Origin of the sequence: Microbacterium sp. BH-3-3-3 (assembly GCF_001792815.1) — a bacterium.
GTDB lineage: Bacteria > Actinomycetota > Actinomycetes > Actinomycetales > Microbacteriaceae > Microbacterium.
The window spans coordinates 322,413-346,069 of sequence record NZ_CP017674.1 but is presented as its reverse complement, the minus strand read 5'-3'; the positions used below and the strand labels follow the sequence as shown (position 1 = coordinate 346,069).

21 protein-coding genes and 1 tRNA gene are annotated in these 23,657 nt (G+C 70.5%); 1 reads left to right on the top strand and 21 read right to left on the bottom strand.

Translation table 11 applies throughout. From position 1 onward, the window contains the following. The first annotated feature begins 28 nt into the window (after positions 1-28). Positions 29-460: a hotdog fold thioesterase gene (locus tag BJP65_RS01670; RefSeq protein ID WP_055837944.1), complete on the top strand. Its 432-nt coding sequence runs from the start codon at positions 29-31 to the stop codon at positions 458-460. A 121-nt stretch (positions 461-581) separates the two neighbouring features. On the opposite strand, the gene BJP65_RS01665 is transcribed toward BJP65_RS01670, so the two are convergent. From BJP65_RS01665 to rpoZ, 21 genes are all read right to left on the bottom strand, one after another. Then, a complete protein-coding gene (locus tag BJP65_RS01665) occupies positions 582-1,202 on the bottom strand; it encodes an ANTAR domain-containing response regulator (RefSeq protein WP_055940193.1) in 621 nt (206 codons plus the stop codon). A gap of 73 nt (positions 1,203-1,275) precedes the next feature. After that, positions 1,276-1,356, bottom strand: a tRNA-Leu gene (locus tag BJP65_RS01660). A 77-nt stretch (positions 1,357-1,433) separates the two neighbouring features. Then, entirely contained in the window at positions 1,434-2,879 is a 1,446-nt protein-coding gene (gene pyk / locus BJP65_RS01655) for a pyruvate kinase (protein WP_055837460.1), read from the bottom strand. A 54-nt stretch (positions 2,880-2,933) separates the two neighbouring features. After that, positions 2,934-4,400 (bottom strand): glutamate synthase subunit beta, encoded by a 1,467-nt coding sequence (locus BJP65_RS01650; protein WP_055837457.1) that lies wholly within the window; start codon positions 4,398-4,400, stop codon positions 2,934-2,936. Next, positions 4,393-8,970 carry a glutamate synthase large subunit gene (gene gltB, locus BJP65_RS01645; protein WP_070408019.1) on the bottom strand — a complete coding sequence of 1,526 codons (4,578 nt, stop codon included), beginning with the start codon at positions 8,968-8,970 and terminating at the stop codon, positions 4,393-4,395. The genes BJP65_RS01650 and gltB overlap by 8 nt, the downstream gene beginning before the upstream one ends. Positions 8,971-9,022: 52 nt before the next feature. After that, positions 9,023-10,027 (bottom strand): prolipoprotein diacylglyceryl transferase, encoded by a 1,005-nt coding sequence (gene lgt / locus BJP65_RS01640; protein ID WP_070408018.1) that lies wholly within the window; start codon positions 10,025-10,027, stop codon positions 9,023-9,025. A 10-nt stretch (positions 10,028-10,037) separates the two neighbouring features. Beyond that, the gene (gene trpA / locus BJP65_RS01635) at positions 10,038-10,829 is read right to left on the bottom strand and encodes a tryptophan synthase subunit alpha (protein ID WP_070408017.1); all 792 of its coding nucleotides are present in this window, start codon (positions 10,827-10,829) and stop codon (positions 10,038-10,040) included. Continuing rightward, complete coding sequence (trpB, locus tag BJP65_RS01630) at positions 10,826-12,169, bottom strand: tryptophan synthase subunit beta (protein ID WP_070408016.1); 1,344 nt, start codon at positions 12,167-12,169, stop codon at positions 10,826-10,828. The genes trpA and trpB overlap by 4 nt, the downstream gene beginning before the upstream one ends. Beyond that, on the bottom strand, positions 12,166-12,942 hold the full coding sequence (trpC, locus tag BJP65_RS01625; RefSeq protein ID WP_070408015.1) for an indole-3-glycerol phosphate synthase TrpC: 777 nt from the start codon (positions 12,940-12,942) through the stop codon (positions 12,166-12,168). Before trpC ends, trpB begins: the two co-directional genes overlap by 4 nt. A gap of 2 nt (positions 12,943-12,944) precedes the next feature. Next, a complete protein-coding gene (locus tag BJP65_RS01620) occupies positions 12,945-13,175 on the bottom strand; it encodes a DUF6704 family protein (protein ID WP_055837438.1) in 231 nt (76 codons plus the stop codon). Between the two features lie 129 nt (positions 13,176-13,304). After that, entirely contained in the window at positions 13,305-13,892 is a 588-nt protein-coding gene (locus tag BJP65_RS01615) for a Trp biosynthesis-associated membrane protein (RefSeq protein WP_070408014.1), read from the bottom strand. Then, a complete protein-coding gene (gene hisI / locus BJP65_RS01610) occupies positions 13,892-14,230 on the bottom strand; it encodes a phosphoribosyl-AMP cyclohydrolase (RefSeq protein WP_055837432.1) in 339 nt (112 codons plus the stop codon). The genes BJP65_RS01615 and hisI overlap by 1 nt, the downstream gene beginning before the upstream one ends. Next, a complete protein-coding gene (gene hisF / locus BJP65_RS01605; protein WP_055940204.1) occupies positions 14,227-14,991 on the bottom strand; it encodes an imidazole glycerol phosphate synthase subunit HisF in 765 nt (254 codons plus the stop codon). The genes hisI and hisF overlap by 4 nt, the downstream gene beginning before the upstream one ends. Then, complete coding sequence (gene hisG / locus BJP65_RS01600) at positions 14,991-15,833, bottom strand: ATP phosphoribosyltransferase (protein WP_070408013.1); 843 nt, start codon at positions 15,831-15,833, stop codon at positions 14,991-14,993. Before hisG ends, hisF begins: the two co-directional genes overlap by 1 nt. A 46-nt stretch (positions 15,834-15,879) precedes the next feature. Beyond that, positions 15,880-16,143 (bottom strand): phosphoribosyl-ATP diphosphatase, encoded by a 264-nt coding sequence (locus tag BJP65_RS01595; protein WP_055837422.1) that lies wholly within the window; start codon positions 16,141-16,143, stop codon positions 15,880-15,882. Positions 16,144-16,466: 323 nt separating this feature from the next. After that, positions 16,467-17,081 carry a ribulose-phosphate 3-epimerase gene (gene rpe / locus BJP65_RS01590; protein ID WP_194716893.1) on the bottom strand — a complete coding sequence of 205 codons (615 nt, stop codon included), beginning with the start codon at positions 17,079-17,081 and terminating at the stop codon, positions 16,467-16,469. 179 nt (positions 17,082-17,260) lie between these two features. Beyond that, positions 17,261-18,631, bottom strand: a complete 1,371-nt coding sequence (locus BJP65_RS01585) for an RsmB/NOP family class I SAM-dependent RNA methyltransferase (RefSeq protein WP_070408012.1) — start codon at positions 18,629-18,631, stop codon at positions 17,261-17,263. Next, the gene (fmt, locus tag BJP65_RS01580; RefSeq protein ID WP_070408011.1) at positions 18,628-19,545 is read right to left on the bottom strand and encodes a methionyl-tRNA formyltransferase; all 918 of its coding nucleotides are present in this window, start codon (positions 19,543-19,545) and stop codon (positions 18,628-18,630) included. Before fmt ends, BJP65_RS01585 begins: the two co-directional genes overlap by 4 nt. Positions 19,546-19,606: 61 nt before the next feature. Further along, on the bottom strand, positions 19,607-21,589 hold the full coding sequence (locus tag BJP65_RS01575) for a hypothetical protein (protein WP_070408010.1): 1,983 nt from the start codon (positions 21,587-21,589) through the stop codon (positions 19,607-19,609). Positions 21,590-21,818: 229 nt separating this feature from the next. Further along, positions 21,819-23,012 (bottom strand): methionine adenosyltransferase, encoded by a 1,194-nt coding sequence (gene metK / locus BJP65_RS01570; RefSeq protein ID WP_070408009.1) that lies wholly within the window; start codon positions 23,010-23,012, stop codon positions 21,819-21,821. 121 nt (positions 23,013-23,133) lie between these two features. Beyond that, positions 23,134-23,388, bottom strand: coding sequence for a DNA-directed RNA polymerase subunit omega (rpoZ, locus tag BJP65_RS01565; RefSeq protein WP_055837405.1), 255 nt, complete (start codon positions 23,386-23,388; stop codon positions 23,134-23,136). Positions 23,389-23,657: the final 269 nt, after the last annotated feature.

The following is a 23,657-nucleotide window of genomic DNA, read 5'->3' as shown; positions in this document are numbered from 1 at the left end:
CCCCGGTCCCGGCCCGACGAAGGCGATGATGACGTCCACACCCTCCGACTCCGTGTCCGGCCTCGACTGGGCGAAGCTGCGCGGAATGGGCGCCCTCGCCGAGAAGATGGGCCTTGAGTGGGTGGAGTTCACCGTCGACCGGTGCGTGGCCACCATGCCCGTCGAGGGCAACACCCAGCCGGTCGGCCTGCTGCACGGGGGCGCCTACGTCGTGCTCGGCGAGTCGCTGGGATCGATGGCCGCCAACCTGCACGCGGGTCCGGGGCGTCTGGCCGTCGGCATCGACATCAACGCCACGCACACGCGCTCCGCCACCTCGGGCCATGTCACCGGCGTCTGCACACCGATCCACCTGGGCCGTTCGCTGACGGTGCACGAGATCGCGATCTCCGACGAGCAGGGCCGCCGTTGCTCGACGGTGCGCATCACGAACATGATCAAGGACGCCCCCGCGCGCTGATCGTGGTCGCGCGCGCGGCCCTTGCCGTCGCGCTGACAGGCTCGGCCCCTCCACCGACCCCCTCCCCCGGGAACGAAAAATGGATGCCACCGAAGTGGCATCCATTTCGCGAGAGGTCTCGTCAGCCCTTCTTGGGGGCCAGCTGCTCGATGATCGCCTTGGCGACGTCCTGCATGGTGAGGCGGCGGTCCATCGACGCCTTCTGGATCCAGCGGAAGGCCTCGGGCTCGCTGAGGCCCATCTTCTCGTTGAGCAGGCCCTTGGCCCGGTCGACGAGCTTGCGGGTCTCGAAGCGCTCGACCATGTCGGCGACCTCGGCCTCGAGCGTGATGATCTGCTCGTAGCGGGCGAGGGCGATCTCGATCGCGGGAAGCAGGTCGTTCGGCGTGAAGGGCTTCACGACGTACGCCAGGGCGCCGGCTTCGCTGGCACGCTCGACGAGCTCCTTCTGGCTGAAGGCGGTGAGCAGCACCACGGGGGCGATGTGGTTCTTGCTGAGCTTCTCGGCGGCGCTGATGCCGTCGAGCTGCGGCATCTTGACATCCATGATCACGAGATCGGGACGCAGCTCGGTGGCGAGCTGCACGGCGGTCTCGCCGTCGCCCGCTTCGCCCACGACGTCATAGCCGTTGTCGCGCAGGATCTCGACGATGTCGAGGCGGATGAGCGACTCGTCTTCGGCCACGACGACGCGTCGAGGTGCGTTCGGAGCGCTGGCCGGAACGGCTTCTTGATCAGTCACGGAACCATCCTAAGTCTGGGAGGGGACAATCCCCCGGATCGCAGCCCCCGATCGCACGGGATGCTGTCGCGGGTACCGGTGGTGGGACTCGAACCCACACGTCTTTCGACAGAGCATTTTGAGTGCCCCGCGTCTGCCATTCCGCCACACCGGCAGGTGTTGCGTTCCCAATCTACCGGGCGGGAACGAAGGCGACGCGCGCCGGAATGAACCGGCGCGCGTCGTCGGGACTCAGACGTCCTGGTAACCGGGAGCCGCACCGTGCACGGCGTCCCCGACGCGGTGCACGCGCAGGTCGTTGGTCGAGCCCGCGATTCCGGGAGGGGAACCCGAGATGACCACGACCTTGTCGCCGACCTTGGCCAGGTCGTTCGACAGCAGGTAGTCGTCGACCTGCAGGAACATCTTGTCGGTGTGCGACACGTGCTCCACCAGCGTGGAGCGCACGCCCCACGTCAGCGCCAGGCGGCGGCGGATGCCGGGCTCGGGCGTGAACGCGATCATGGGGATGGTCGCACGCAGGCGCGACATGCGACGCGCCGAGTCACCGGACTCGGTGAAGACGCAGAGGTACTTCGCCTCGACGAAGTCGGCGACCTCGACGGCGGCGAGGGTGATCGCACCGCCCTGGGTGCGCGGCTTGTTGGTCAGCGGCGCGATGCGATCGAGGCCGTGCTCTTCGGTGGACTCCACGATGCGCGCCATGGTCTCGACGACCACGACCGGGTAGTCGCCGACGCTGGTCTCGCCCGAGAGCATGACAGCGTCCGCACCGTCAAGGACGGCGTTGGCGACGTCGCTGGTCTCGGCGCGGGTGGGCACCGGGCTGGTGATCATCGATTCGAGCATCTGCGTCGCGACGATGACGGGCTTCGCCATGCGGCGGGCCAGCTCGACGGCGCGCTTCTGCACGATCGGCACGGCCTCGAGCGGCAGCTCGACGCCCAGGTCGCCACGGGCGACCATGATGCCGTCGAACGCGTCGATGATCTCTTCGAGGTTGTCGACCGCCTGCGGCTTCTCGATCTTGGCGATGACGGGGACGTAGCGTCCCTCTTCGGCCATGATCTCGTGCACGCGGGTGATGTCGCTGGCGTCGCGGACGAACGACAGCGCGATCAGATCGGCGCCGGCGTTGAGGCCCCAGCGCAGATCGGCTTCGTCCTTCTCGCTCAGCGCGGGCACGTTGACGGCCACGCCGGGCAGGTTGATGCCCTTGTTGTTCGAGACCGGACCGCCGACGATGACCTTGGTGGTCACGACGGTGCCGTCGGTCTCGACGACCTCGACGCGGACCTTGCCGTCGTCGATCAGCAGGAAGTCGCCGGGGCGGACGTCCTGCGGAAGGCCCTTGAACGTGGTGCCGACGATCTCTTTGGTGCCGAGGATGTCTTCGATGGTGATCTTGAAGATGTCACCGGGCAGCAGGTCGTGGGGGCCGTTCTCGAACTTGCCGAGGCGGATCTTCGGACCCTGGAGGTCGACGAGGGCGGCGACCGGGCGACCGGCGTCTTCTGCCGCCTTGCGCACGTTGGCGAAGTTGGCATCGTGCACGGAGTAATCTCCGTGGCTCAGGTTGAGGCGGGCGACATCCACACCGGCGTCGATGATGGCGCGAACCATCTCATACGACGACGTGGCGGGCCCGAGTGTTGCGACGATCTTGGCGCGTCTCATCCGGTTTCAAGCTCCGTGAAATTTTCGGGAAGTGGCCGATCGGCCCTTGCCAGCTTAGGTGGGCAGAAGGCCGATGGCGACATCGGTCGGGCGCACCGGTGCGGGCAGCACCGTCTCGCCCATGAGGAACGTGTCGACCTCGGCGGCGGCCGCACGGCCCTCGGCGATGGCCCACACGATGAGGGACTGGCCACGACCCGCATCGCCGGCGACGAACACGCCCGGCGTCGAGGTCGCGTACGTGGCATCGCGTTCGACGTTGCCGCGATCGGTGAACCGCGTGCCCAGCTGGTCGCTGAGGTGCGCGCTCTCGGGGCCGGTGAAGCCCATGGCGATCAGCACGAGGTCGGCGGGGATCTCGCGCTCGGTGCCGCTCTTGGGCACACGGCGGCCGTCGAGGTACTCGGTCTCGGCGACCCGCAGGGCCCGGACCTCGCCCGCGGCGTTGCCGAGGAACTCGACGGTCGACGCGAGGAAGGAGCGCTCCCCGCCCTCTTCGTGGGCCGAGGCCATCTCGAAGAGGTTCGGCATCATCGGCCACGGCTGGTTCTCCGGGCGCTCCGACGGCGGCTGCTTGCCGATGGCGAGGTTCGTCACGCTCAGCGCGCCCTGACGGTGCGCGGTGCCGATGCAGTCGGCGCCCGTGTCGCCACCGCCGATGACGACGACGTGCTTGCCCTCGGCCGAGATCTGCTGCGGCACCTGGTCGCCGGCGACGGCCTTGTTGCCCTCGATGAGGTACTCCATGGCGTAGTGCACGCCGTCGAGGTCGCGGCCAGGGATCGCCAGGTCGCGCGGCAGGGTCGAACCGGTGGCCACCACGACGGCGTCGTAGCGCGCCCGCAGGTCGCTCCACGAGATGTCCTTGCCGATCTCGACGCCCGCGCGGAAACGCGTGCCCTCGGCCTGCATCTGCCGCAGTCGCAGCTCGAGGTGGCGCTTCTCCATCTTGAAGTCGGGAATGCCGTAGCGCATGAGGCCGCCGATGCGGTCGTCGCGCTCGAACACGGCGACCGTGTGACCCGCACGCGTCAGCTGCTGTGCCGCGGCGAGGCCGGCGGGACCGGAGCCCACGACGGCGACGGTCTTGCCGGTGAGGCGCTCGGGCGGCTCGGGCTCGACCCAGCCGTTCGAGAAGGCCTCGTCGATGATCGAGACCTCGACCTGCTTGATCGTGACGGCGGGCTGGTTGATGCCCAGCACGCACGAGCTCTCGCAGGGCGCCGGGCAGAGCCGACCGGTGAACTCGGGGAAGTTGTTCGTCGCGTGCAGGCGCTCGATGGCGGCACGGCCCTCGCCCCGCCACGTGAGGTCGTTCCACTCGGGGATCAGGTTGCCGAGCGGGCAGCCCTTGTGGCAGAACGGGATGCCGCAGTCCATGCAGCGCCCGGCCTGGCGTTTGATGACGGCCGAATCCCCCGGCTCGTACACCTCTTTCCAGTCCATGATGCGCACGGGCACCGGTCGACGCTTGGGGAGCTCGCGCTCCGTCGTCTTGAGAAAGCCCTTCGGGTCAGCCACCCGTCACCTCCAGAATGCGCTTCCAGACGACGTCGCCGTCGGGGTCGAGCCCCTCGGCAACCGCCTCCTGGCGGGTCTGCAGCACGGCGGCGTAGTCGCGTGGCAGCACCCGGACGAAATTGTCCACCTCGGTCTCGAAGTCGTCGAGCAGACGACGGGCGAGGGTGGAATCGGTCTCTGCGACGTGCTTCTCGAGCAGGTCGCGCAGGATCTCGGCATCCCCGGATCCGAGGGCGCCCAGAACGAGCTCGCCGGATGCCAGGGCCTCGCGGTTCACGAGGTCGCTGTCGAGTCGGTAGACGTAGGCCTGGCCGCCCGACATACCCGCGCCGAGGTTGCGGCCCGTGGCGCCGAGGATGACCGCGAGTCCACCGGTCATGTACTCGAGCGCGTGGTCGCCCACGCCCTCGACGACCGCCGTCGCGCCGGAGTTGCGCACGAGGAACCGCTCGCCGACGACGCCGTTGAGGAACATCTGCCCCTGCGTGGCGCCGTAGCCGATGACGTTTCCGGCGATGACGTTCTCGGAGGCCGCGAACGACGAGCCGCGCGGCGGCCGCACGACGATCGTCCCGCCCGACAGGCCCTTGCCGACGTAGTCGTTGGAGTCGCCCTCGAGGCGCAGCGTGATGCCGGCGGGCATGAACGCACCGAACGACTGTCCGGCCGAGCCGGTCAGACGCACGTCGATCGAGTTCTCGGGCAGACCGTGCTCGCCGCGCGCCTTGGTGACGTGGTGGCCGAGCATGGTCCCGACCGCGCGGGCCGTGTTGCGGATGGGCAGGTCGATCGTGAGCTGACCGCCGTGCGCGATGACGTCCTGCGCGCGCTCGATGAGCTGCACGTCGAAGTGCTCCTCGAGCTCGTGGTTCTGGTTGCGCGCGTGTCGACGCGGTTCGTCGTCGGCGAAGCGGGGTCCCTCGAGGATCGGCGCGAGGTTGAGCCCGCGCGCCTTCCAGTGCTGGATCGCCTCGTTCACGTCGAGCAGGTCGGTGCGCCCGACGATCTCGTCGATCGAGCGGTAGCCGAGGGCGGCGAGGTACTCCCGCACCTCCTGGGCGATGAACTCCATGAAGGTGACGATGTACTCGGCCTTGCCGGTGAAGCGCGAGCGCAGCACGGGGTTCTGCGTCGCGACACCCACGGGGCAGGTGTCGAGGTGGCAGACGCGCATCATGATGCAGCCCGAGACGACGAGGGGGGCGGTCGCGAAACCGAACTCCTCGGCGCCCAGCAGCGCGCCGATCACGACGTCGCGGCCGGTCTTCATCTGCCCGTCGACCTGCACGACCACGCGGTCGCGCATGCCGTTGAGCATGAGCGTCTGCTGCGTCTCGGCCAGGCCGAGCTCCCAGGGCGTGCCCGCGTGCTTGAGCGAGTTCATGGGGCTCGCACCCGTGCCGCCGTCCTGGCCCGAGACCAGGATGACGTCGCTGAGCGCCTTGGCGACGCCGGCGGCGACCGCACCGATGCCCGACTGGCTCACGAGCTTGGTGTGGATGCGGGCCGAGGGGTTGGCGCGCTTGAGGTCGAAGATCAGCTGCTTGAGGTCTTCGATCGAGTAGATGTCGTGGTGCGGCGGGGGCGAGATGAGGCCCACGCCCGCGGTCGCGTGACGCGTCCGCGCCACCCACGGGTACACCTTGGTCGGAGGCAGCTGACCGCCCTCGCCGGGCTTCGCGCCCTGGGCGAGCTTGATCTGGATGTCCTCGGCCTGGGTGAGGTACAGGCTCGTCACACCGAACCGACCGGATGCCACCTGCTTGATGGCGCTGCGACGCTCGGGGTCGAGCAGGCGGTCGACGTCTTCTCCGCCCTCGCCGGTGTTCGACTTGCCGCCGATCCGGTTCATGGCGACCGCCAGGACCTCGTGCGCCTCTTTCGAGATCGAGCCGTAGCTCATCGCACCGGTCGAGAAGCGCTTCACGATCGCCGAGACCGGTTCGACCTCGTCGATCGGCACGGGCGGACGCACGTCGGTGCGCAACGAGAACAGGCCGCGGAGCGTCTTGAGCTCGTGCGCCTGGTCGTCGATGAGATGCGTGTACTCGCGGAAGATGTCGTAGCGGCGCTCGCGCGTGGCGTGCTGCAGGCGGAACACCGTGTCGGGGTTGAACAGGTGCGGGGCACCGTCGCGACGCCACTGGTACTCGCCGCCGGTCCACAGGCGCTCGTGCGCGCGCGCCGCGGCGTCTTGGGGGTAGGCGTACTCGTGGCGCGAGGCGTTCTCGGCGGCGATGACGTCGAGTCCGACACCACCGAGCTTGGACTCGGTGCCGGTGAAGTACGCGTCGACGAAGTCGCGCGACAGGCCCACGGCCTCGAAGACCTGGGCGCCGGCGTACGACGACACCGTCGAGATGCCCATCTTCGACATGATCTTCAGCACGCCCTTGCCGAGCGCGTAGATCAGGTTCTTGACGGCCTTCTGCGGCGTGACGCCGGTGATGAAGCCCGCCCGCACGAGGTACTCGACAGTCTCCATCGCCAGGTAGGGGTTCACCGCCGATGCGCCGTACCCGATGAGGGTCGCCACGTGGTGCACCTCGCGCACGTCGCCGGCCTCGACGACCAGCCCCACCTTCATGCGCGTCTCTTTGCGGATGAGGTGGTGGTGCACGGCGGCCAGCATGAGCAGTGACGGGATCGGAGCGAGGTCCTTGTTCGAGTCGCGGTCGCTGAGCACGATGAACTCGGCACCGTCTTCGATCGCCTGGTCGACCTCGCTGCACATCTGCGTCAGACGCTTCTGCAGCCCCTTGTGACCGGCCTCGACGCGGTACAGACCGCGGATCGTCACCGACGACCGTCCGCGCAGGGCGGTGTCGATGTGCTGGATCTTGGCGAGCTCGTCGTTGTCGATCACGGGGAAGTCGAGCGTGACCGTGCGGGTGTGGTCGGGTCCCCAGTCGAGCAGGTTGCGCTCCGGACCGAGACCCAGCGACAGCGAGGTGACGACTTCTTCGCGGATCGAGTCGAGCGGCGGGTTGGTGACCTGCGCGAACTGCTGCGAGAAGTAGTCGAACAGCATGCGCGGACGGTCGCTCAGCACGGCGACGGGCGCGTCGCTGCCCATGGCGCCGAGGGGCTCGGCGCCACCCTGACCCATGGGGGTGAGCAGGATGCGCACCTCTTCTTCGGTGTAGCCGAAGGTGCGCTGGCGGCGGGTGATCGAGGCGATCGGGTGCACGATGTGCTCGCGCTCGGGCAGCTCGCTGAGCTTGACGCGGCCCTTGTCGACCCACTCGCCCCACGGCTGCAGGCTCGCGAGCTCGGCCTTGATCTCTTCGTCTTCGACGATGCGGCGCTGGGCCGTGTCGACGAGGAACATGCGACCGGGCTGCAGCCGGCCGCGACGCTTGATGCGCTCGGGCGCGAAATCGAGCACGCCGGTCTCGGAACCGATCACGACGAGGCCGTCGGTGGTCTCGGTCCAGCGACCCGGGCGAAGGCCGTTGCGGTCGAGCGTGGCGCCGACGACCGTGCCGTCGGTGAAGATGAGGGCGGCGGGGCCGTCCCAGGGCTCCATCTGCATGGAGTGGTAGTCGTAGAAGGCGCGCAGATCGGGGTCGATCGTGGCCTGCTTCTCGTACGCCTCGGGGACCATCATCATGATCGCGTGCGGGAGGCTGCGCCCGGTGAGCGTGAGCAGCTCGAGCACCTCGTCGAACGAGGCCGAGTCGCTGGCACCCTCGGTGCAGATCGGCAGCAGCGGACGCACGTCGCCGATGAGCTCGGACTCGAGCTGCGACTGGCGCGCGCGCATCCAGTTGCGGTTGCCCTTGACCGTGTTGATCTCGCCGTTGTGCGCGAGCATGCGCAGCGGCTGCGCGAGCGGCCACGACGGGAACGTGTTGGTGGAGTACCGCGAGTGCACGACGGCGAGCTCCGAGACGAAGCGCTCGTCCGACAGGTCGGGGTAGAACGGCTCGAGCTGCAGGGTCGTGACCATGCCCTTGTAGCCGAGCGTGCGGCTCGACAGCGACACGAAGTACGCGTCGATCTCGTGGCGTGCGCGCTTGCGCAGGCGGTACACGCGGCGGTCGAGCTCGATCCCCGAGAGGGCGGGCTGATCGCCGACGGCCGGGCGCGCGATGAACAGCTGCTCGAAGGCGGGCCGGGCCTCGTAGGCGAGCTTGCCGAGGTTCTCGTGCTCGACGGGGACCTCACGCCAGCCGAGGACCTCGAGGTTCTCGTGGCGGGCGATCTCTTCGATCCCCGCCTTCATCGCCGCGCGCTCGTCGTGGCCGAGCGGCAGGAAGACCATGCCGGCGGCGTACTCCCCCACCGGCGGCAGGTCGAAGTCGACGACGGCGCGCAGGAAGGCGTCGGGCATCTGGGTGAGGATGCCGGCACCGTCGCCCGTGCCCGCGTCGGAGCCGATGGCCCCACGGTGCTCGAGGTTGCGCAGCGCCGTCAGCGCCAGATCGATGATGTCGTGGCCGGCCACGCCGCGGAGAGTCGCGACCATGGCGAGGCCACAGGCGTCTTTCTCGAACGACGGGTCGTACATTCCCTGGCGGACCGGGAACGTTCCTCCGACGGTGTCGGAACGCAGGCTGGAAGCCATATCAACCGTCCTCACGTTGATGCTTCGAATGGGACGACGTCGGCCCGGAGAATTAGTTCGTGGCGGGGCTGCTTGTGGCGCTGGTGCCGACGGTGTCGCTCGTCGCGGGCGGCTCGCTCACGTCGACGAAGTCAGAAGGGTCGCCTGAGTCTACAGCCCCGGGAGCCTTGCTCTCGCGACCGGGGACGTAGGGCGACGGCTCCAGACCGAGGTGACGACGCGACTGCACGGCGAAGATCACGATGCCCAGGACGACGCCGAAGATGGCCGCCCAGACGTTCGTGCGCAGGCCCAGGATGATCTCGCTGGGGTCGATTCGGATGGATTCCCAGACGATGCGGCCCGCGGAGTACCAGACGAGGTAGATCGCGAACTGCTTGCCCCACTGCAGGGTGAAGCGCTTTCCCGCCCACAGGATGACGGCGGCGCCGAGCAGGTTCCAGATGACTTCGTAGAGGAAGGTCGGCTGGAAAAGCGTGCCGGTTGGCAGTCCGACGGGGATGGCCGGGTTGCCCGCGGCGATTTCGAGGCCCCAGGGAAGGTCGGTGGGCTGACCGAAGAGCTCCTGGTTGAACCAGTTGCCGAAGCGGCCCATGGCCTGGGCGATGATGAGCCCGGGAGCGAGTGCGTCGGCGAAGGTCCAGAACCGGATGCCGGTCCACTTGCAGCCGAGGAACGCGCCGATGGCGCCACCGATCAGTGCGCCGTAGATGGCGATGCCGCCCTCCCAGATGGCCCACACGGAGCCCGGCTCGGTGATGTTCCACGGGTTGGATCCCGGACCGAAGTAGAAGCCCGGGTGCGTGACGACGTGGTAGATGCGTGCGACCACGATCGCGAGCGGGACCGCCAGCAGGCAGATGTCGATGACGACCCACTTCTCGGCGCCACGACGCGTCAGACGCGCGTTCGTGAGGAAGATCGCGACGATGATTCCCGCGACGATGCACAGGGCATAGAAGTGGATGCGGAGCGGACCCAGGTCGACGTAGGAGATCGTCGGGCTCGGGATGCTGGCGAGCACGCCGGAGGCGGCGCTCGAGAGGGCGAACGTCATGCTGACGAGTCTAAGCGCGCTGCACGGCACCCGCGGACAGCTCGCGAGCAAGGGTGGACAACCCTTCGACGCCGCCGTCGCGGAGCGCCTTGACCAGGGCCGTGCCCACGATCGCGCCATCGGCGTACTCGACCACGCCCGCCACCTGGGCGGCGTTGGAGATGCCGATGCCGACGCACGCGTGCGTGGCGCCGAACGCGCGGAGCCGCGCGACCAGGTCACGTGCCGCGGCGTCGAGCTGGGTGCGCTCGCCCGTGATCCCCATGGTCGAGACGGTGTAGACGAAGCCGGTGGAGGCCTCGACGATCATTCTCAGGCGGTCGTCGGACGACGTCGGTGCGGCGAGGAACACCCGGTCGAGGCCGGTGCGCTCGCTCGCGGCGATCCACTCGGCCGCGGCATCCGGGGTGATGTCGGGGGTGATGAGCCCCGCTCCCCCGGCGCCGACGAGGTCGTCGGCGTAGCGGTCGACGCCGTACTGCTCGACGAGGTTCCAGTACGTCATGACGAGCACCGGCACGTCGGTGCGCGCGGTGACCTCGCGGATGATCGTGAACAGGTCGCGCATGCGGAACCCGTTCGCCAGCGCCGTCTGGGTGGCCTCCTGGATGACGAGGCCGTCCATGACGGGATCGCTGTAGGGCGGGCCGAGCTCGATGACGTCGGCGCCGGCATCGGCCAGCGCCACAGCGGCCTCGATGCTCGTGGCGACGTCGGGGAAGCCCGCGGGCAGGTAGCCGACGAAGGCGCCCCGGCCCTCGGCGTGGGCGGCCTCGATGGCTGCGGCGACGCGAGAGGTCACAGCTCCACTCCCGCACCGCTGGCGGCATCCGGAGCCGGCGTGACCTCGACGGGCGAACCCGGGGCCGCGGCCACGGTCTCTGCGGCGTGCGTCTGCGCGCCGCCCTCGGGGCCCTCGGTCGCGTGCTCGGCGTCGTACAGGTCGAAGTAGCGCGCGGCGGTGTCCATGTCTTTGTCGCCGCGCCCCGAGAGGTTGATCGCGATGATGGCGTCGGGGCCCAGCTCGCGCCCCACGCGCAGCGCTCCGGCGAGGGCGTGCGCCGACTCGATGGCGGGGATGATGCCCTCGGTGCGCGACAGCAGGCGCAGGGCCTGCATGGCCTCGTCGTCGGTGGCGGGGATGTACTGCGCCCGGCCGATGTCGGCGAGCCACGCGTGCTCGGGGCCGACGCCCGGGTAGTCGAGACCCGCCGAGATCGAGTGCGACTCGGTGGTCTGCCCGTCTTCGTCCTGCAGCACGTAGGTGCGCGCGCCGTGCAGCACGCCGGGGCGCCCCCGGCCGATGGATGCCGCGTGCTTGGGCGTGTCGACGCCGTCACCGGCGGCTTCGACGCCGTAGAGCGCGACGCCCTCGTCGTCGAGGAACGCGTCGAACATGCCGATCGCGTTGGATCCGCCGCCGACGCAGGCGAAGACGGCGTCGGGGAGGCGGCCGAGGCGCTCGAGGAATTCCGCGCGCGTCTCTTCGCCGATGATCTTCTGGAAGTCGCGCACCATTGCGGGGAACGGGTGCGGGCCCGCGGCGGTGCCGAAGATGTAGTTGGTCGTCTCGACCGAGGCCACCCAGTCGCGGTACGCCTCGTTGATGGCGTCCTTCAGCGTGCGCGAGCCGGTCGTGACGGGCACGACCTCGGCGCCGAGCAGTCGCATGCGGGCGACGTTCAAGGCCTGACGCTCGGTGTCGACTTCGCCCATGTACACGACGCACTCGAGGCCGAACAGGGCCGCGGCGGTCGCGGTGGCGACGCCGTGCTGGCCGGCGCCGGTCTCGGCGATCACGCGCGTCTTGCCCAGGCGCTTGGTGAGCAGAGCCTGGCCGAGCACGTTGTTGATCTTGTGCGAGCCGGTGTGGTTGAGGTCTTCGCGCTTGAGGAAGATCCGCGCGCCGCCGGCGTGCTCGGCGAAGCGCGGCACCTCGGTGAGGACCGAGGGGCGGCCCGCGTAATCGTGCAGCAGCGCGGTCAGCTCGGTGTGGAAGGCCGGGTCGGCCATCGCCGACTCGTAGACCGCGGTGAGCTCGTCGATTGCGGCGATGAGCGATTCGGGCATGTAGCGGCCGCCGAAGTCGCCGAAGAACGGCCCCTTCTGACCGCGCAGCTTCTGATCGCGCACGGTGGTCATGAGGTCTCCTGGAGGAACGCGCGGAGCGTGGCGACGGGGTCGCCGGTGACGAGGGCCTCGCCCACGAGCACGACGTCCGCACCCGCAGTGCGGTAGTGAGCCACATCGGCGGGGGTGAGCACGGCCGATTCGGCGATCTTGGTCGCGTCGGCCGGGAAGCGATCGGCGAGGGAGCCGAACAGGTCGCGGTCGAGCTCGAAGGTCGAGAGGTTGCGGGCGTTGACGCCGATGAGCCTGGCTCCGATGTCGGCGGCGCGCTCCAGCTCGTCGGCCGAGTGCGTCTCGACGAGGGCGGTCATCCCGAGCTCGTTCGTGAGCGTGTACAGCTCACCCAGCGTCTTCTGGTCGAGCGCGGCGACGATCAGCAGCACCAGGTCGGCGCCCGATGCGCGGGCCTCGAGCACCTGGTACGGCGTGGCGATGAAGTCCTTGCGCAGGACCGGCACGTCGACCGCCGCGCGGACGGCTTCGAGATCGGCGAGGCTTCCCTTGAACTTGCGGCCCTCGGTGAGCACCGAGATCGCCGAGGCGCCGCCCTGCTCGTACAGCCGGGCCTGGAGCGCGGGGTCGGGGATGTCGGCGAGATCGCCGCGCGAGGGGCTCGCGCGCTTGACCTCGGCGATGATCTTCACCCGGTCGGCGGGGGCGAGCAGCGCCAGAGCGTCACGCGCCGGCGTCTGTGCGAGCGCGTCGCGCTCGACCGACGCCATAGAGCGCGTGCTTTCGCGCTTCTGCGCGTCTTCGACTGCCCCGGCCGTGAGATCGGCCAGCACGGTCAGTGCGCCTTCGGGTTGGACTTCGCGCCGTTCGCGCCGTAGCCGGCCTTGGACATGGCCCAGCCCACGATGGCGCCGACGACGAGCAGACCCACCGAGGCCCACACGAGCACGGGCAAGTCGAGCCAGAAGAACAGCGTGCCGAACGCGAAGGCGGCGAGCATGATGATCACGGCCGTCCAGGCGGCGGGCGAGTGTCCGTGGCCGGGATCGCCGATGGGGTTGCTCATGGGGCTCCTTACAGTCGCGCGCGGGCGCGGGGGAAAGCGTGGACCAAGTCTATCGAAGCGCGAGCGTCTCCCCGGTCCCGACGTCTCGATGTCGCGAGGTCGGTCTCGACCCGGCCGCCGCGCGACGGATCAGGCCGTGGGGTCGTCGCCGCGCGACAGATCGTCCCACGAGTCGATCGCGTCGTGGGGGCGGCCGGTGTCGGCCCCCGCCTCGGTCGCGGTGCGGTACTTACGGCTCGCGCCCGACGTCCAGCCGCGCGCGGTGACGAGGGTGAAGACGGCGGCAGCGGCCAGCACGACCTGTGCGAGCAGCGTCACCGCGGGCCACGGGGTGAGCGACAGGTTCGACACGAGCGCGGCCACGGCATCCGTTCCCGAGATGCCGGTGGCGTCGGTGACCGTGGCGGCGGTCGCCGAGACGGGCGTGGCCACGAGCATCTGAACGGTGCCGAACCCGACGAGCGCGGCGATCGCGAGACCCAGGGCACCGAAGACATAGCGCAGGACGGGGCCGACGATCGAGAGAGCCGCTCCCAACGCGAGGGCGGCGAGGCTCAGCGGGGTGAGCACCGGGAGCGCCTCGGCGCCGGGCACCGCGAGCGTCTGCTGCGCGCCGTCGTCGAGGGTGACATCGATCCACGTCTGCGTCGACGAGATGACGCCGATGGCTCCGGCCAGCAGCATCGCGAGGACCGACATCGATCGGGCGCGACGCATCACCGCTCCCCCACGACCGGCTGCAGGTCGTCGGCGTCGAAGCAGGTGTGGTCGCCCGTGTGGCACGCGGCGCCGATCTGGTCGACCTCGATGAGCAGGGTGTCGCCGTCGCAGTCGAGGCGCGCGCCCTTCACGAGCTGGATGTGGCCGGACGTGTCGCCCTTGCGCCAATACTCCTGACGCGAGCGAGACCAGAAGGTCACCCGGCCGGTGGTCAGCGTACGGCTGAGGGCCTCGGCATCCATCCATCCGACCATCAAGACCTCGCGCGAGTCGAACTGCTGGATGACGGCGGCGACGAGACCGTCGGCGTCGTACTTCACGCGGTCGACGCTCACCGGCGCACCTCGATCCCCTCGGACGCCATCGCGTCTTTGACCTGACCCACGGTCAGCTGACCGGAGTGGAAGACGGATGCCGCGAGCACGGCGTCTGCGCCGGCCTGCACCGCCGGGGCGAAGTGCTCCAGTGCTCCCGCGCCGCCCGAGGCGATGACGGGCACGGCCGCCACCTGACGCATCAGGCGGACGAGTTCGAGGTCGAAGCCCTGCTTCGTGCCGTCGGCATCGATCGAGTTGACCAACAGCTCGCCGGCCCCGCGTTCGACGGCCTCACGCGCCCACTCGAGGGCGTCGAGAGTGGTCTCGGTGCGGCCGCCGTGCGTGGTCACCACGAAACCCGAGGGGGTGGATGCCGCCCGCTTGACGTCGAGCGAGAGCACGATCACCTGCGCGCCGAAGCGGTCGGCGATCTCGTCGATGAGGGCGGGGCGGGCGATCGCAGCGGAGTTCACGCCGATCTTGTCGGCGCCGACCGACAGCAGTCGGGCGACATCGTCGGCCGAGCGCACTCCCCCGCCGACGGTGAGGGGGATGAACACCTGCTCGGCGGTGCGGCGGACGACGTCGTAGGTCGTCGAGCGCTCATCGACCGTGGCGGTGACGTCGAGGAACGTGACCTCGTCGGCGCCCTGGTCGAAGTAGAGCTTCGCGAGCTCGACGGGGTCGCCCATGTCGCGCAGGTCGAGGAAGTTGACGCCCTTCACGACGCGGCCGCCCGCGACGTCGAGGCACGGGATGACGCGACGCGCGAGGGTCATCAGAGCCTCGCGGCGAGGATCTCGGTGACGAGGATCGCGCGAGCGCCGATCGCGTACAGCGCGTCCATGACCTGGTTCACGTCGCGGCGCGGGCTCATCACCCGCACCGCCACCCACTCGGGGTCGCGCAGCGGCGAGATCGTCGGCGACTCCAGGCCCGGGGCCACGGCGACAGCCTGCTCGACGAGCGCCGCCGGCAGGTCGTAGTCGATCAGCACGTACTTGCGGGCCGCGAGCACGCCGCGCAGGCGCCGCAGCAGCGTCTCGGTGCCGGGGGCCTCTTCGGGGCCGGCGATCAGCACAGCGTCGGACTGCAACAGCACGGGCCCGAAGATCTCGAGCCCCGCCTGACGGAGCGTCGTGCCGGTGGAGACGACGTCGGCCACGGCATCCGCCACTCCGAGCTGCACGGCGGACTCGACCGCGCCGTCGAGCGGCACGATGTCGACGGCGATGCCGCGCTCGTCGAGGAACGCATCGACGAGGCCCGGGTAGGCGGTGGCGACGCGGAGCCCCTCGATGTCGGCGATCTCGGTGAAACGTCCGGGGCGACCGGCGAAACGGAACGTGGAACCGGCGAAGCCGAGCGACTCGACCTCGCGGGCGCCGGGCATGCGCGCATCGAGCAGAAGATCGCGGCCGGTGATGCCGACGTCGAGCGCGCCGGAGCCGACGTAGGTCGCGATGTCACGGGGGCGGAGGTAGAAGAACTCGACCTCGTTGACCGGGTCGACGGTGTAGAGGTCTTTGGAATCGCGTCGTCCGGTGTACCCGGCCTCCGAGAGCATCTCGGCGGCGGTTTCGGCGAGCGACCCCTTGTTCGGCACGGCGATTCGCAGCATGACGGGGGCTTTCGTGTGGGGTGAGCTGTGGGAGGAGGAGCGGGGCTCAGAGATGTCGGTAGACGTCCTCAAGCGACAATCCCTTGGCCAGCATGAGCGTCTGCAGGTGGTAGAGCAGCTGCGAGATCTCTTCGGCGGCGGCGGCGTCGGACTCGTACTCGGCGGCCATCCATACCTCGGCGGCCTCTTCGACGATCTTCTTGCCGATGGCGTGCACGCCCGCGTCGAGCTGAGCGACGGTGCCGGACCCCTCGGGTCGCTCGACGGCCTTGGCGCTGAGTTCCGCGAACAGGTCGTCGAAGGTCTTCACGGTTCCAGGGTATCGGGTCGGCGGGGGTGGGGATGCCCGCGGGGGGTGCGCGGCGGGGGCGGCGCGGTCGGCGGGCGGCGGCGGCGGTGCCGGCTGCGGGTGCGGCGGGCGGGGCGACGCACGGCCGAGCGGCCGTCAGCGCCCCTGCCGGCCCGGTGACGGCATCCGGGTGCCCCCATCACCTCGCATAAACGCTGATCCTGCGCGTAAACGGTACGGCGGCGCGTTTAGGCGCAGGAAGAGCGTTTATGCGTGAGGGCGACACGCGATGGGGCGACACGCGATGGGCCGAGACGCGGCGCCGGGCGTGGCGCGGGCGCGGCTCAGTGGTGGTGGCGGGCGGCGGAGGCGCGGAGGGACTGGATGGCGCGGTCGGGGTCGTCGGCGCCGAAGACGGCGGATCCGGCGACGAAGGTGTCGGCCCCGGCCTCGGCGGCCTGGGCGATCGTCGATTCGCCGATGCCGCCGTCGACCTGCAGCCAGACGGCCGAGCCGCGGCGCTTCGCCTCGTCGGCGAGCGAGCGGAGCTTGGGCATCGTCTCGGGCATGAACGACTGGCCCCCGAAACCCGGTTCGACGGTCATCACGAGGATCTGGTCGAACTCGTTCAGCACGTCGAACAGGTTCTCGACGGGGGTGCCGGGCTTGACCGCCACTCCGGCGCGCGCGCCCATCGCGCGCAACTGCCGGGCCAGGGCCACGGGTGACGCCGCGGCCTCGAGGTGGAAGGTGACCGACGCCGCACCCAACTCGGCGTAGGCGGGAGCCCAGCGGTCGGGGTCGTCGATCATCAGGTGCACGTCGAGCGGCACCGGGCTCGTCTGCTGGATGCGGCCCACCATCTGCGGCCCGAACGTGAGGTTCGGCACGAAGTGGTTGTCCATCACGTCGACGTGCACGAAGTCGGCGCCCGCGATGCGTGCGAGCTCGGCCTCCATGTTCACGAAGTCGGCGGCGAGGATGCTCGGGTTGATGCGCGGGGCGTCGGTAGGCACTCGACCATTATGGGCGCGTCGGTCGGCGGACCCCGGTGCAAGGATGCGTGAGGTGCAACGATTTGTCGCCGCAGGCGGCGCGGGAGCGACAAATCGTGGCGACTCACGCGGTGGTGAGCGTCTCAGCGCTTGCGCAGGAGGGCAATCGACATGGCATCCGTGCCGTGGCGGTGGGGCCACAGCTGGGCGCGGAGCGAACCGTCGGCCTGGTCGGGCAGATCGATGGGCTCACCGACGATGTCGCGCACGACGGCGCGGGCATCGAGCTCCTCCACCGCATCGCCCAGGGCACGCTTGACCTCGGCCACGACGCCCGCGGTCTCGGCGAGATGCGGCGAGCACGTGACGTAGGCGACGACTCCCCCGGGCTTCAGCGCCTCGAAGGCCGCGAGCACGAGGTCCTGCTGCAGAGCGGTGAGGTCGGGAACGTCGCTCGGAGTCTTGCGCCACCGCGCCTCGGGACGGCGTCGCAACGCCCCGATCCCCGTGCACGGGGCATCGACGAGGATGCGGTCGTACTCCCCCGGCGTGCGGGTCGCGCGTTCGCGACCGTCTTCTTCGCTCACCTCGATGTCGAGGGGGACGGATGCCACGGCCTGGCGAACGAGACCCGCGCGCGCCGGTGCGATCTCGTTGGCGTCGAGGTGCGCACCGTGGGCGAGGGCCTCGGCGCCCAGCAGCGCGGTCTTGCCGCCGGGACCCGCACACAGGTCGAGCCAGCGCTCTCCCTCGCGCACGGGGAACGCGCGGCTCAGGGCGAGGGCCGCGAGCTGGGATCCCTCGTCTTGCACGCGGATGCGGCCACCGGAAGAACGGATGAGCGCCTCGGGGTCTCCGCCGCGCGTGAGGAACGCCGTCGGGGCGTACGGCGTGGGGCTGGCGTCGTCGGGAACCTCGGCGAGGCCGGGGAGGGCGACCATCGCGACCCGCGGGGCGACGTTGTCGGCCGCGAGCAGTGCGTCGAGCTCGTCGGCCCGGCCCTCGGCGGTCAGGGCGCGGCGGAGCGCCCGCACGATCCACACCGGGTGTGAGGTCGTCAGCCCGAGGCGCTCGTCGTCGCTGCGGGCGTCGGCGGCGATGCGGTCCATCCACTGGCCGGGGGTGTCGCGCGAGACTCGACGCAGCACCGCGTTCGCGAAGCCCGCGGCGCCCTTGCCGCCGCCGTGGCGACGCGCCAGCTCGACGGACTCGTTGACCGCGGCGTGCGAGGCCACGCGGGTCGACAGCAACTGGTGCACGCCGAGCCGCAGGGCGTCGAGCACCGCCGGGTCGATGCGGTCGATCGTCCGGTCGGCGGCGGCGGCGATGATCGCGTCGTACGTGCCGCGACGGCGCAGGGTGCCGTAGGTGAGTTCGGTGGCCAGACCGGCGTCTTTCGCGTCGAGTTTCGCCCGCACGATCGCGTGCGGGAGCAGCAGGTTGGCGTAGGCCTCGTCACCCGAGACCGCACGCAGGACGTCGTACGCGACCGAACGCGCTCCCTGCACGATCATGCGCCCAGCACCGGGTCGCTCGTGCGCAGACCACGGAACCAGTCCCCCGCGTCCATGGCGCCCTTACCGGCGGGTTGCACGCTCTCGAGGCGCAGGGGCGTCGTGCCGGTGCCGACGATGACGTCTCTTCCGGATGCCGCGACCCTCCCGGGCGGCAGCGGCGGTGCATCGGCGGGGGTCGCCCGCAGCACCTTGAACCGGGCGCCGTCGAGCGTGGTGTGGGCGCCGGGCTCGGGCGTGACCCCGGCGATCTGGTGCAGGAGGTCCTCGGCGTCGCGGGTGAGATCGAGCGCACCGTCGGCGAGCACGAGTTTGGGCGCGACGGTCGCTTCGCCCGCCTGCGGGGTGGCGACGGCCGTTCCGGCGGCGATGTCGTCGACCACGCGGGCCAGCAGGGGCGAGCCGAGCTCGGCGAGGGCGTCGAGCACCTCGGACGACGTCGCACCGGAGGGAACGGCGTAGCGCTCCTCGGCGAACACATCGCCCGCGTCGAGAGCGGCGACCAGCTGGAAGACGCTGGCCCCGGTCACCGCGTCGCCCGCGATGAGCGCCCGCTGCACGGGGGCGGCGCCGCGCCAGCGCGGCAGCAGGGAGAAGTGCAGGTTGATCCACCCGTGCGCGGGCGTCGACAGCAGCGGTTCGCGCACGAGTCCGCCGTAGGCGACGATCACGCCGAGCTGCGGCTCGAGCGCGGCGATGCGGGCGGTGACGTCGGCGTCGAGGCGATCGGCCTTGATCACCGGCAGGCCCAGCTCGTCGGCGGCCTGCGCCACCGGCGAGGGCGTGAGTACGCGCTTGCGGCCCTGGAGCGCATCGCTGCGCGTGACGACGGCGGCGATCTCGTGCGGACCGGATGCCAGGGCACGGAGCGAGGGGACGGCGACGGCGGGGGTGCCGGCGAAGACGAGGCGCATGGTTCTCCTCAGACGGTTCGAAGCGGGCTGTGCGGAGCGGGTGGTCGGGATCGCCGCACGCTCACAGATCGGGCTCGGGGATGTCGAGACGAACTCTGAGCGTACTGCGCGGCTGGGGACCGCGATTCTTCCGCGACTTGCGCGCGCGCAGAGCATCGGCGATCACTCCGGCCCGCAGGGCCTCGGCCACCGCGCGTCCCTGTGCGTAGTCGAAGCGCACCAGCGCCCGGGAGGTGGCGACGTCGGGGGTCTCGGAGGTGTCGACCGGGCCCAGGACGGCGAGCGGGTCGAGCTCGGGCACCGTCTCGCGCAGTGACGCCAGCAGCGCGTCGACGCTGCGGGTGTGCCCGTCGACGCTGGCCACCCGCACGGCGGGCGGCATGCGCAGCGGTGCACGCTCGATGAGCTCGCCGCGCGCATAGGCCGGCTGAGTCCAGGTCGCCAGCGCGCGGGCGACGGGACCGGCGACCCCGACCAGATGCACCGGAGCGCCCGGGGCGGCGAGGGCGGCGGCGTTCGACCACCAGCGCAGGCAGTTCTCGGCGATGCGCAGGGCCTCGCTCTGCAGCATGCGGTCACCGTCGAGCAGGATGACGGCACGGTAGCCCTTACGTGCCAGGGGCTCGGCCCCGCGAGTGGCGATGATCAGGGCGGGCTGGTCGTCGACCTCGGCCACCGGATGCGCACCGTCGGCGACGATCACCCGCGTGTTCGGGAACGCACGACCGAGCTCGTCGGCGGTGCGTTCGCTGCCCGACGACGCCATGCGCAGCTTGGCCGACCCGCAGTGCCCGCACGTCCAGGCGTGGGCACTGCGCCCGCACCAGGAGCACACCGGGGTCGCCCCCGGCCGCGCGGCACGCAAGGGCCCCGCGCAGTGCGCGCAGCGGGCCGGGCGACGGCAGTCGGCGCAGACGAGCGACGGCGCGTACCCGGGACGCGCGACCTGCACGAGCACGGGACCGCTCTTCAGCGCCTCACGGGCCGCCGCGAACGCCGACGACGGGACGCGCGACATGCGCTGCTCGCCCTCGCGGGTGGCACTGAGCACGATGCGCGGGCTGGGGCGACGGGTCTGCACGATCTCGCGGACGTACCCCACCTCGACCAGGCGCTGCACGTCGGTCGTACGGGTGTGCCCGGCGAACAGCAGGGCGGAGCCCTCGAGCTCCTGCCGCACCAGGGCGGCGTCGCGCGCGTGCACCCCCGGGGCCAGCGGCTCGGCGAGCAGGGAGTCACCGTCGTCCCAGATGGCCACGAGACCCGTGTCGTGCGCCGGGGCGTACACACCCGATCGACGACCCACCACGATGCACGGCACCGGGGCGAGGGCACGCAGATACTGCGCGTAGCGGGCGGGGCCGGACTGATCGGAATCGTCGCGCACGATGGCATCCGGGCTCACCAGCTCGGCCAATGCCGCCAGCAGCTGCGCCTGATCGCGGTAGTCGGGAACGACGAGCACGGCGCTGCGTCCCCGCGCCAGCGTGTGCACGGCGGCGGCGGCCAGAAGATCGGCCCACGCGCCGCGCGGCAGGTCGCCGCTCGGATGCGGAGGGGCATCGACGGCGATGCGCTCGCCGCCGTCGATCGCCGCGGCGAGGTCGGCATAGGGGGCGAGCAGCTCGTGGGCGCGCTCGAGGGCGGCGGGAACGACCTCGGGCGGTTCGGGGGCGGGGGCGGCCGCCCAGGCCTTCTCGGCGCGCACCATGCGCTTGGGGACGGCCAGGCGCAGCACGTCGCTCACCGACCCCGCCGCGCGGTCGGCGACCCGCCGAGCCAGCGTGTACAGCCGCTCGGGCAGCACCGGCATCGGCGAGACGACCGTCTCGATCGACGACAGGGGGCGCTCGCTGCCGTCATCGGCCACGACCTCGACGACGAAGGCGTCCATCATGCGACCCGCCGAGCGCAACGGCACCTTCACCCGCACTCCCGGTGCGACGTCGCCGACGAGCGGGTGCGGCACGGCGTAGTCGAACAGGCGATCGAGCTGCGGTACGGGCGACTCGAGCTGCACGCGCGCCACGCGACGCTCGCTCACGAGCCATCTCCGCGGGCGTGATTATGCGCGGTGCCCAGGCCCGCGGTGCTGAGGCCCGCGGCGCCGACGCGCGTGCTGCCGAGACCTGCAGCGCTGACGCCCGGGGCGCCGACCATGCTGGCGCCCGCCTCGCCGACTCGCGCGCCGCCAAGACCCGCGACACCGATGCCCGCAACCCCGAGACGCGCAACGCCGACGGAGCCGCGTGGCCCGCGGCCGTGCTGCACGCTCAGATCCCGGAGGCGGCGCGCAGCTCGTCGACGCGGTCGGTGCGCTCCCAGGTGAAGTCGGGCAGTTCGCGGCCGAAGTGGCCGTAGGTCGCGGTCTGCGCGTAGATCGGGCGCAGCAGATCGAGCTGGTCGACGATGGCCTTGGGGCGCAGGTCGAACACCTCGCGGATCGCGCGCACGATCACGTCGTCGGCCACGTGCGCCGTTCCGAACGACTCCACGTACAACCCGACGGGGTTGGCCTTGCCGATGGCGTAGGCCACCTGCACCTCGAGGCGGTCGGCGAGGCCCGCGGCGACGGCGTTCTTCGCCACCCACCGCATGGCGTAGGCGGCCGAGCGGTCGACCTTCGACGGGTCTTTTCCGCTGAAAGCGCCGCCGCCGTGACGGGAGGCCCCGCCGTAGGTGTCGATGATGATCTTGCGACCGGTGAGACCGGCATCGCCCTTGGGGCCGCCGATGACGAACGGGCCGGCCGGGTTGATGTAGTACTTGACGTCGGGCAGCTCGAGACCCGTCTCGGCCAGCACGGGGTCGATGACAGTGGCCTGGACCTCGGCGCGCAGGTCTTCTTGCGAGATGTCGGGGTGGTGCTGTGTCGACAGCACGACGGAGTCGACGGTGCGTGGAACGAGGCCCTCGTAGCCGAGGGTGACCTGCGTCTTGCCGTCGGGGCGCAGGAACGGGAGCGTGCCGTCTTTGCGGACGGATGCCAGGCGCTCGGCGATGCGATGGGCGGTCCAGATCGCCATCGGCATGAGCTGCGGGGTCTCGTTCGTCGCGAAGCCGAACATGATGCCCTGGTCGCCCGCGCCCTGCAGATCGCGGGGATCGACCGAGCCCCGCTCGCGCTGCTCGAACGCCTTGTTGACGCCCGCGGCGATGTCGGACGACTGTGCGCCGATCGAGATCGAGACGCCGCACGATTCGCCGTCGAAGCCCGTGTCGCTGGAGGTGTAGCCGATGCGGTTGACCACGTCGCGCACGATCGCCGGGATCTCGACGTAGGCGCTGGTCGACACCTCGCCGGCCACGTGCACGAGACCGGTCGTGACGAGGGTCTCGACGGCGACGCGACCGGTGGGGTCATCGGTGAGGATGGCGTCGAGGATGCTGTCGGAGATCTGGTCGCAGATCTTGTCGGGGTGTCCTTCGGTGACGGACTCGGACGTGAACAGGCGCAGGTCGGTCAAGGCGACTCCGGGAGGGTAGCGAGGTGGGGACGGGCACAAGTATGCCCCGGGCGGCGCACGGCCGTCCGGGGCATCGTCACATCTGTGAACAGTTCACGTGTGAGCGGGTCTCGCCGGGAGATTACTCCGCAGCGCGCAGACGCAGCTTGTCTTCGTGGATCTCGTGCAGCGCGATCGTCAGCGGCTTGTCTTCGACGGTCGAGTCGACGAGCGGCCCGACGTTGTCGAAGAGGTTGCCCTCGTGAAGGTCGGAGTAGTAGTCGTTGATCTGACGCGCACGCTTGGACGCGTAGATGACCAGCTGGTACTTCGAGTCGACCTTGTCGAGCAGTGCGTCGATGGGCGGGTCGATGATGCCCTTGTCACGTCCGGCCATGGGGAACCTCCTGGTTCGGCGGGATGGGGTGGATGCGGCGCCGGAAGCGCCGAAGCATCCTCGTATTCTAGCCGACGCGGGCTCGGACTGTGCCGAGGGCCCGCCGCGGCGTGTGCCGCGACGCCCGGCGGGGCAGCCACGGCAGTGTCGGCCACGCCGAAGGCGCGACATCGGGGCGTGTTCGGTGCACCGGGGCGCACCGTGTCCGCCCCGTTGCACCATTCGCGCCCCGAACGGGCCCGTGCGCCGAGCCGGCCCGCGCGCCGAGC

What these genes read in the sequence shown, in the direction of transcription:
- rpe (WP_194716893.1), bottom strand. Translation starts at nt 17,081, where the DNA reads ATGGAGGCCGAGCTCGCACGCATCGCGGGCGCCGACTTCGTGCACGTC.
- hisF (WP_055940204.1), bottom strand. Translation starts at nt 14,991, where the DNA reads ATGACCCTCGCGCGTCGCGTCATCCCGTGCCTCGACGTCGCGGGCGGC.
- rpoZ (WP_055837405.1), bottom strand. Translation starts at nt 23,388, where the DNA reads ATGGCCGGACGTGACAAGGGCATCATCGACCCGCCCATCGACGCACTG.
- BJP65_RS01615 (WP_070408014.1), bottom strand. Translation starts at nt 13,892, where the DNA reads ATGCGTCGCGCCCGATCGATGTCGGTCCTCGCGATGCTGCTGGCCGGA.
- BJP65_RS01670 (WP_055837944.1), top strand. Translation starts at nt 29, where the DNA reads ATGACGTCCACACCCTCCGACTCCGTGTCCGGCCTCGACTGGGCGAAG.
- trpB (WP_070408016.1), bottom strand. Translation starts at nt 12,169, where the DNA reads ATGACCACCGTGCGCGATCAGAAGCTGCGCGGTCAGAAGGGGCCGTTC.
- BJP65_RS01585 (WP_070408012.1), bottom strand. Translation starts at nt 18,631, where the DNA reads ATGATCGTGCAGGGAGCGCGTTCGGTCGCGTACGACGTCCTGCGTGCG.
- hisG (WP_070408013.1), bottom strand. Translation starts at nt 15,833, where the DNA reads ATGCTGCGAATCGCCGTGCCGAACAAGGGGTCGCTCGCCGAAACCGCC.
- gltB (WP_070408019.1), bottom strand. Translation starts at nt 8,970, where the DNA reads ATGGCTTCCAGCCTGCGTTCCGACACCGTCGGAGGAACGTTCCCGGTC.
- BJP65_RS01620 (WP_055837438.1), bottom strand. Translation starts at nt 13,175, where the DNA reads ATGAGCAACCCCATCGGCGATCCCGGCCACGGACACTCGCCCGCCGCC.
- pyk (WP_055837460.1), bottom strand. Translation starts at nt 2,879, where the DNA reads ATGAGACGCGCCAAGATCGTCGCAACACTCGGGCCCGCCACGTCGTCG.
- fmt (WP_070408011.1), bottom strand. Translation starts at nt 19,545, where the DNA reads ATGCGCCTCGTCTTCGCCGGCACCCCCGCCGTCGCCGTCCCCTCGCTC.
- lgt (WP_070408018.1), bottom strand. Translation starts at nt 10,027, where the DNA reads ATGACGTTCGCCCTCTCGAGCGCCGCCTCCGGCGTGCTCGCCAGCATC.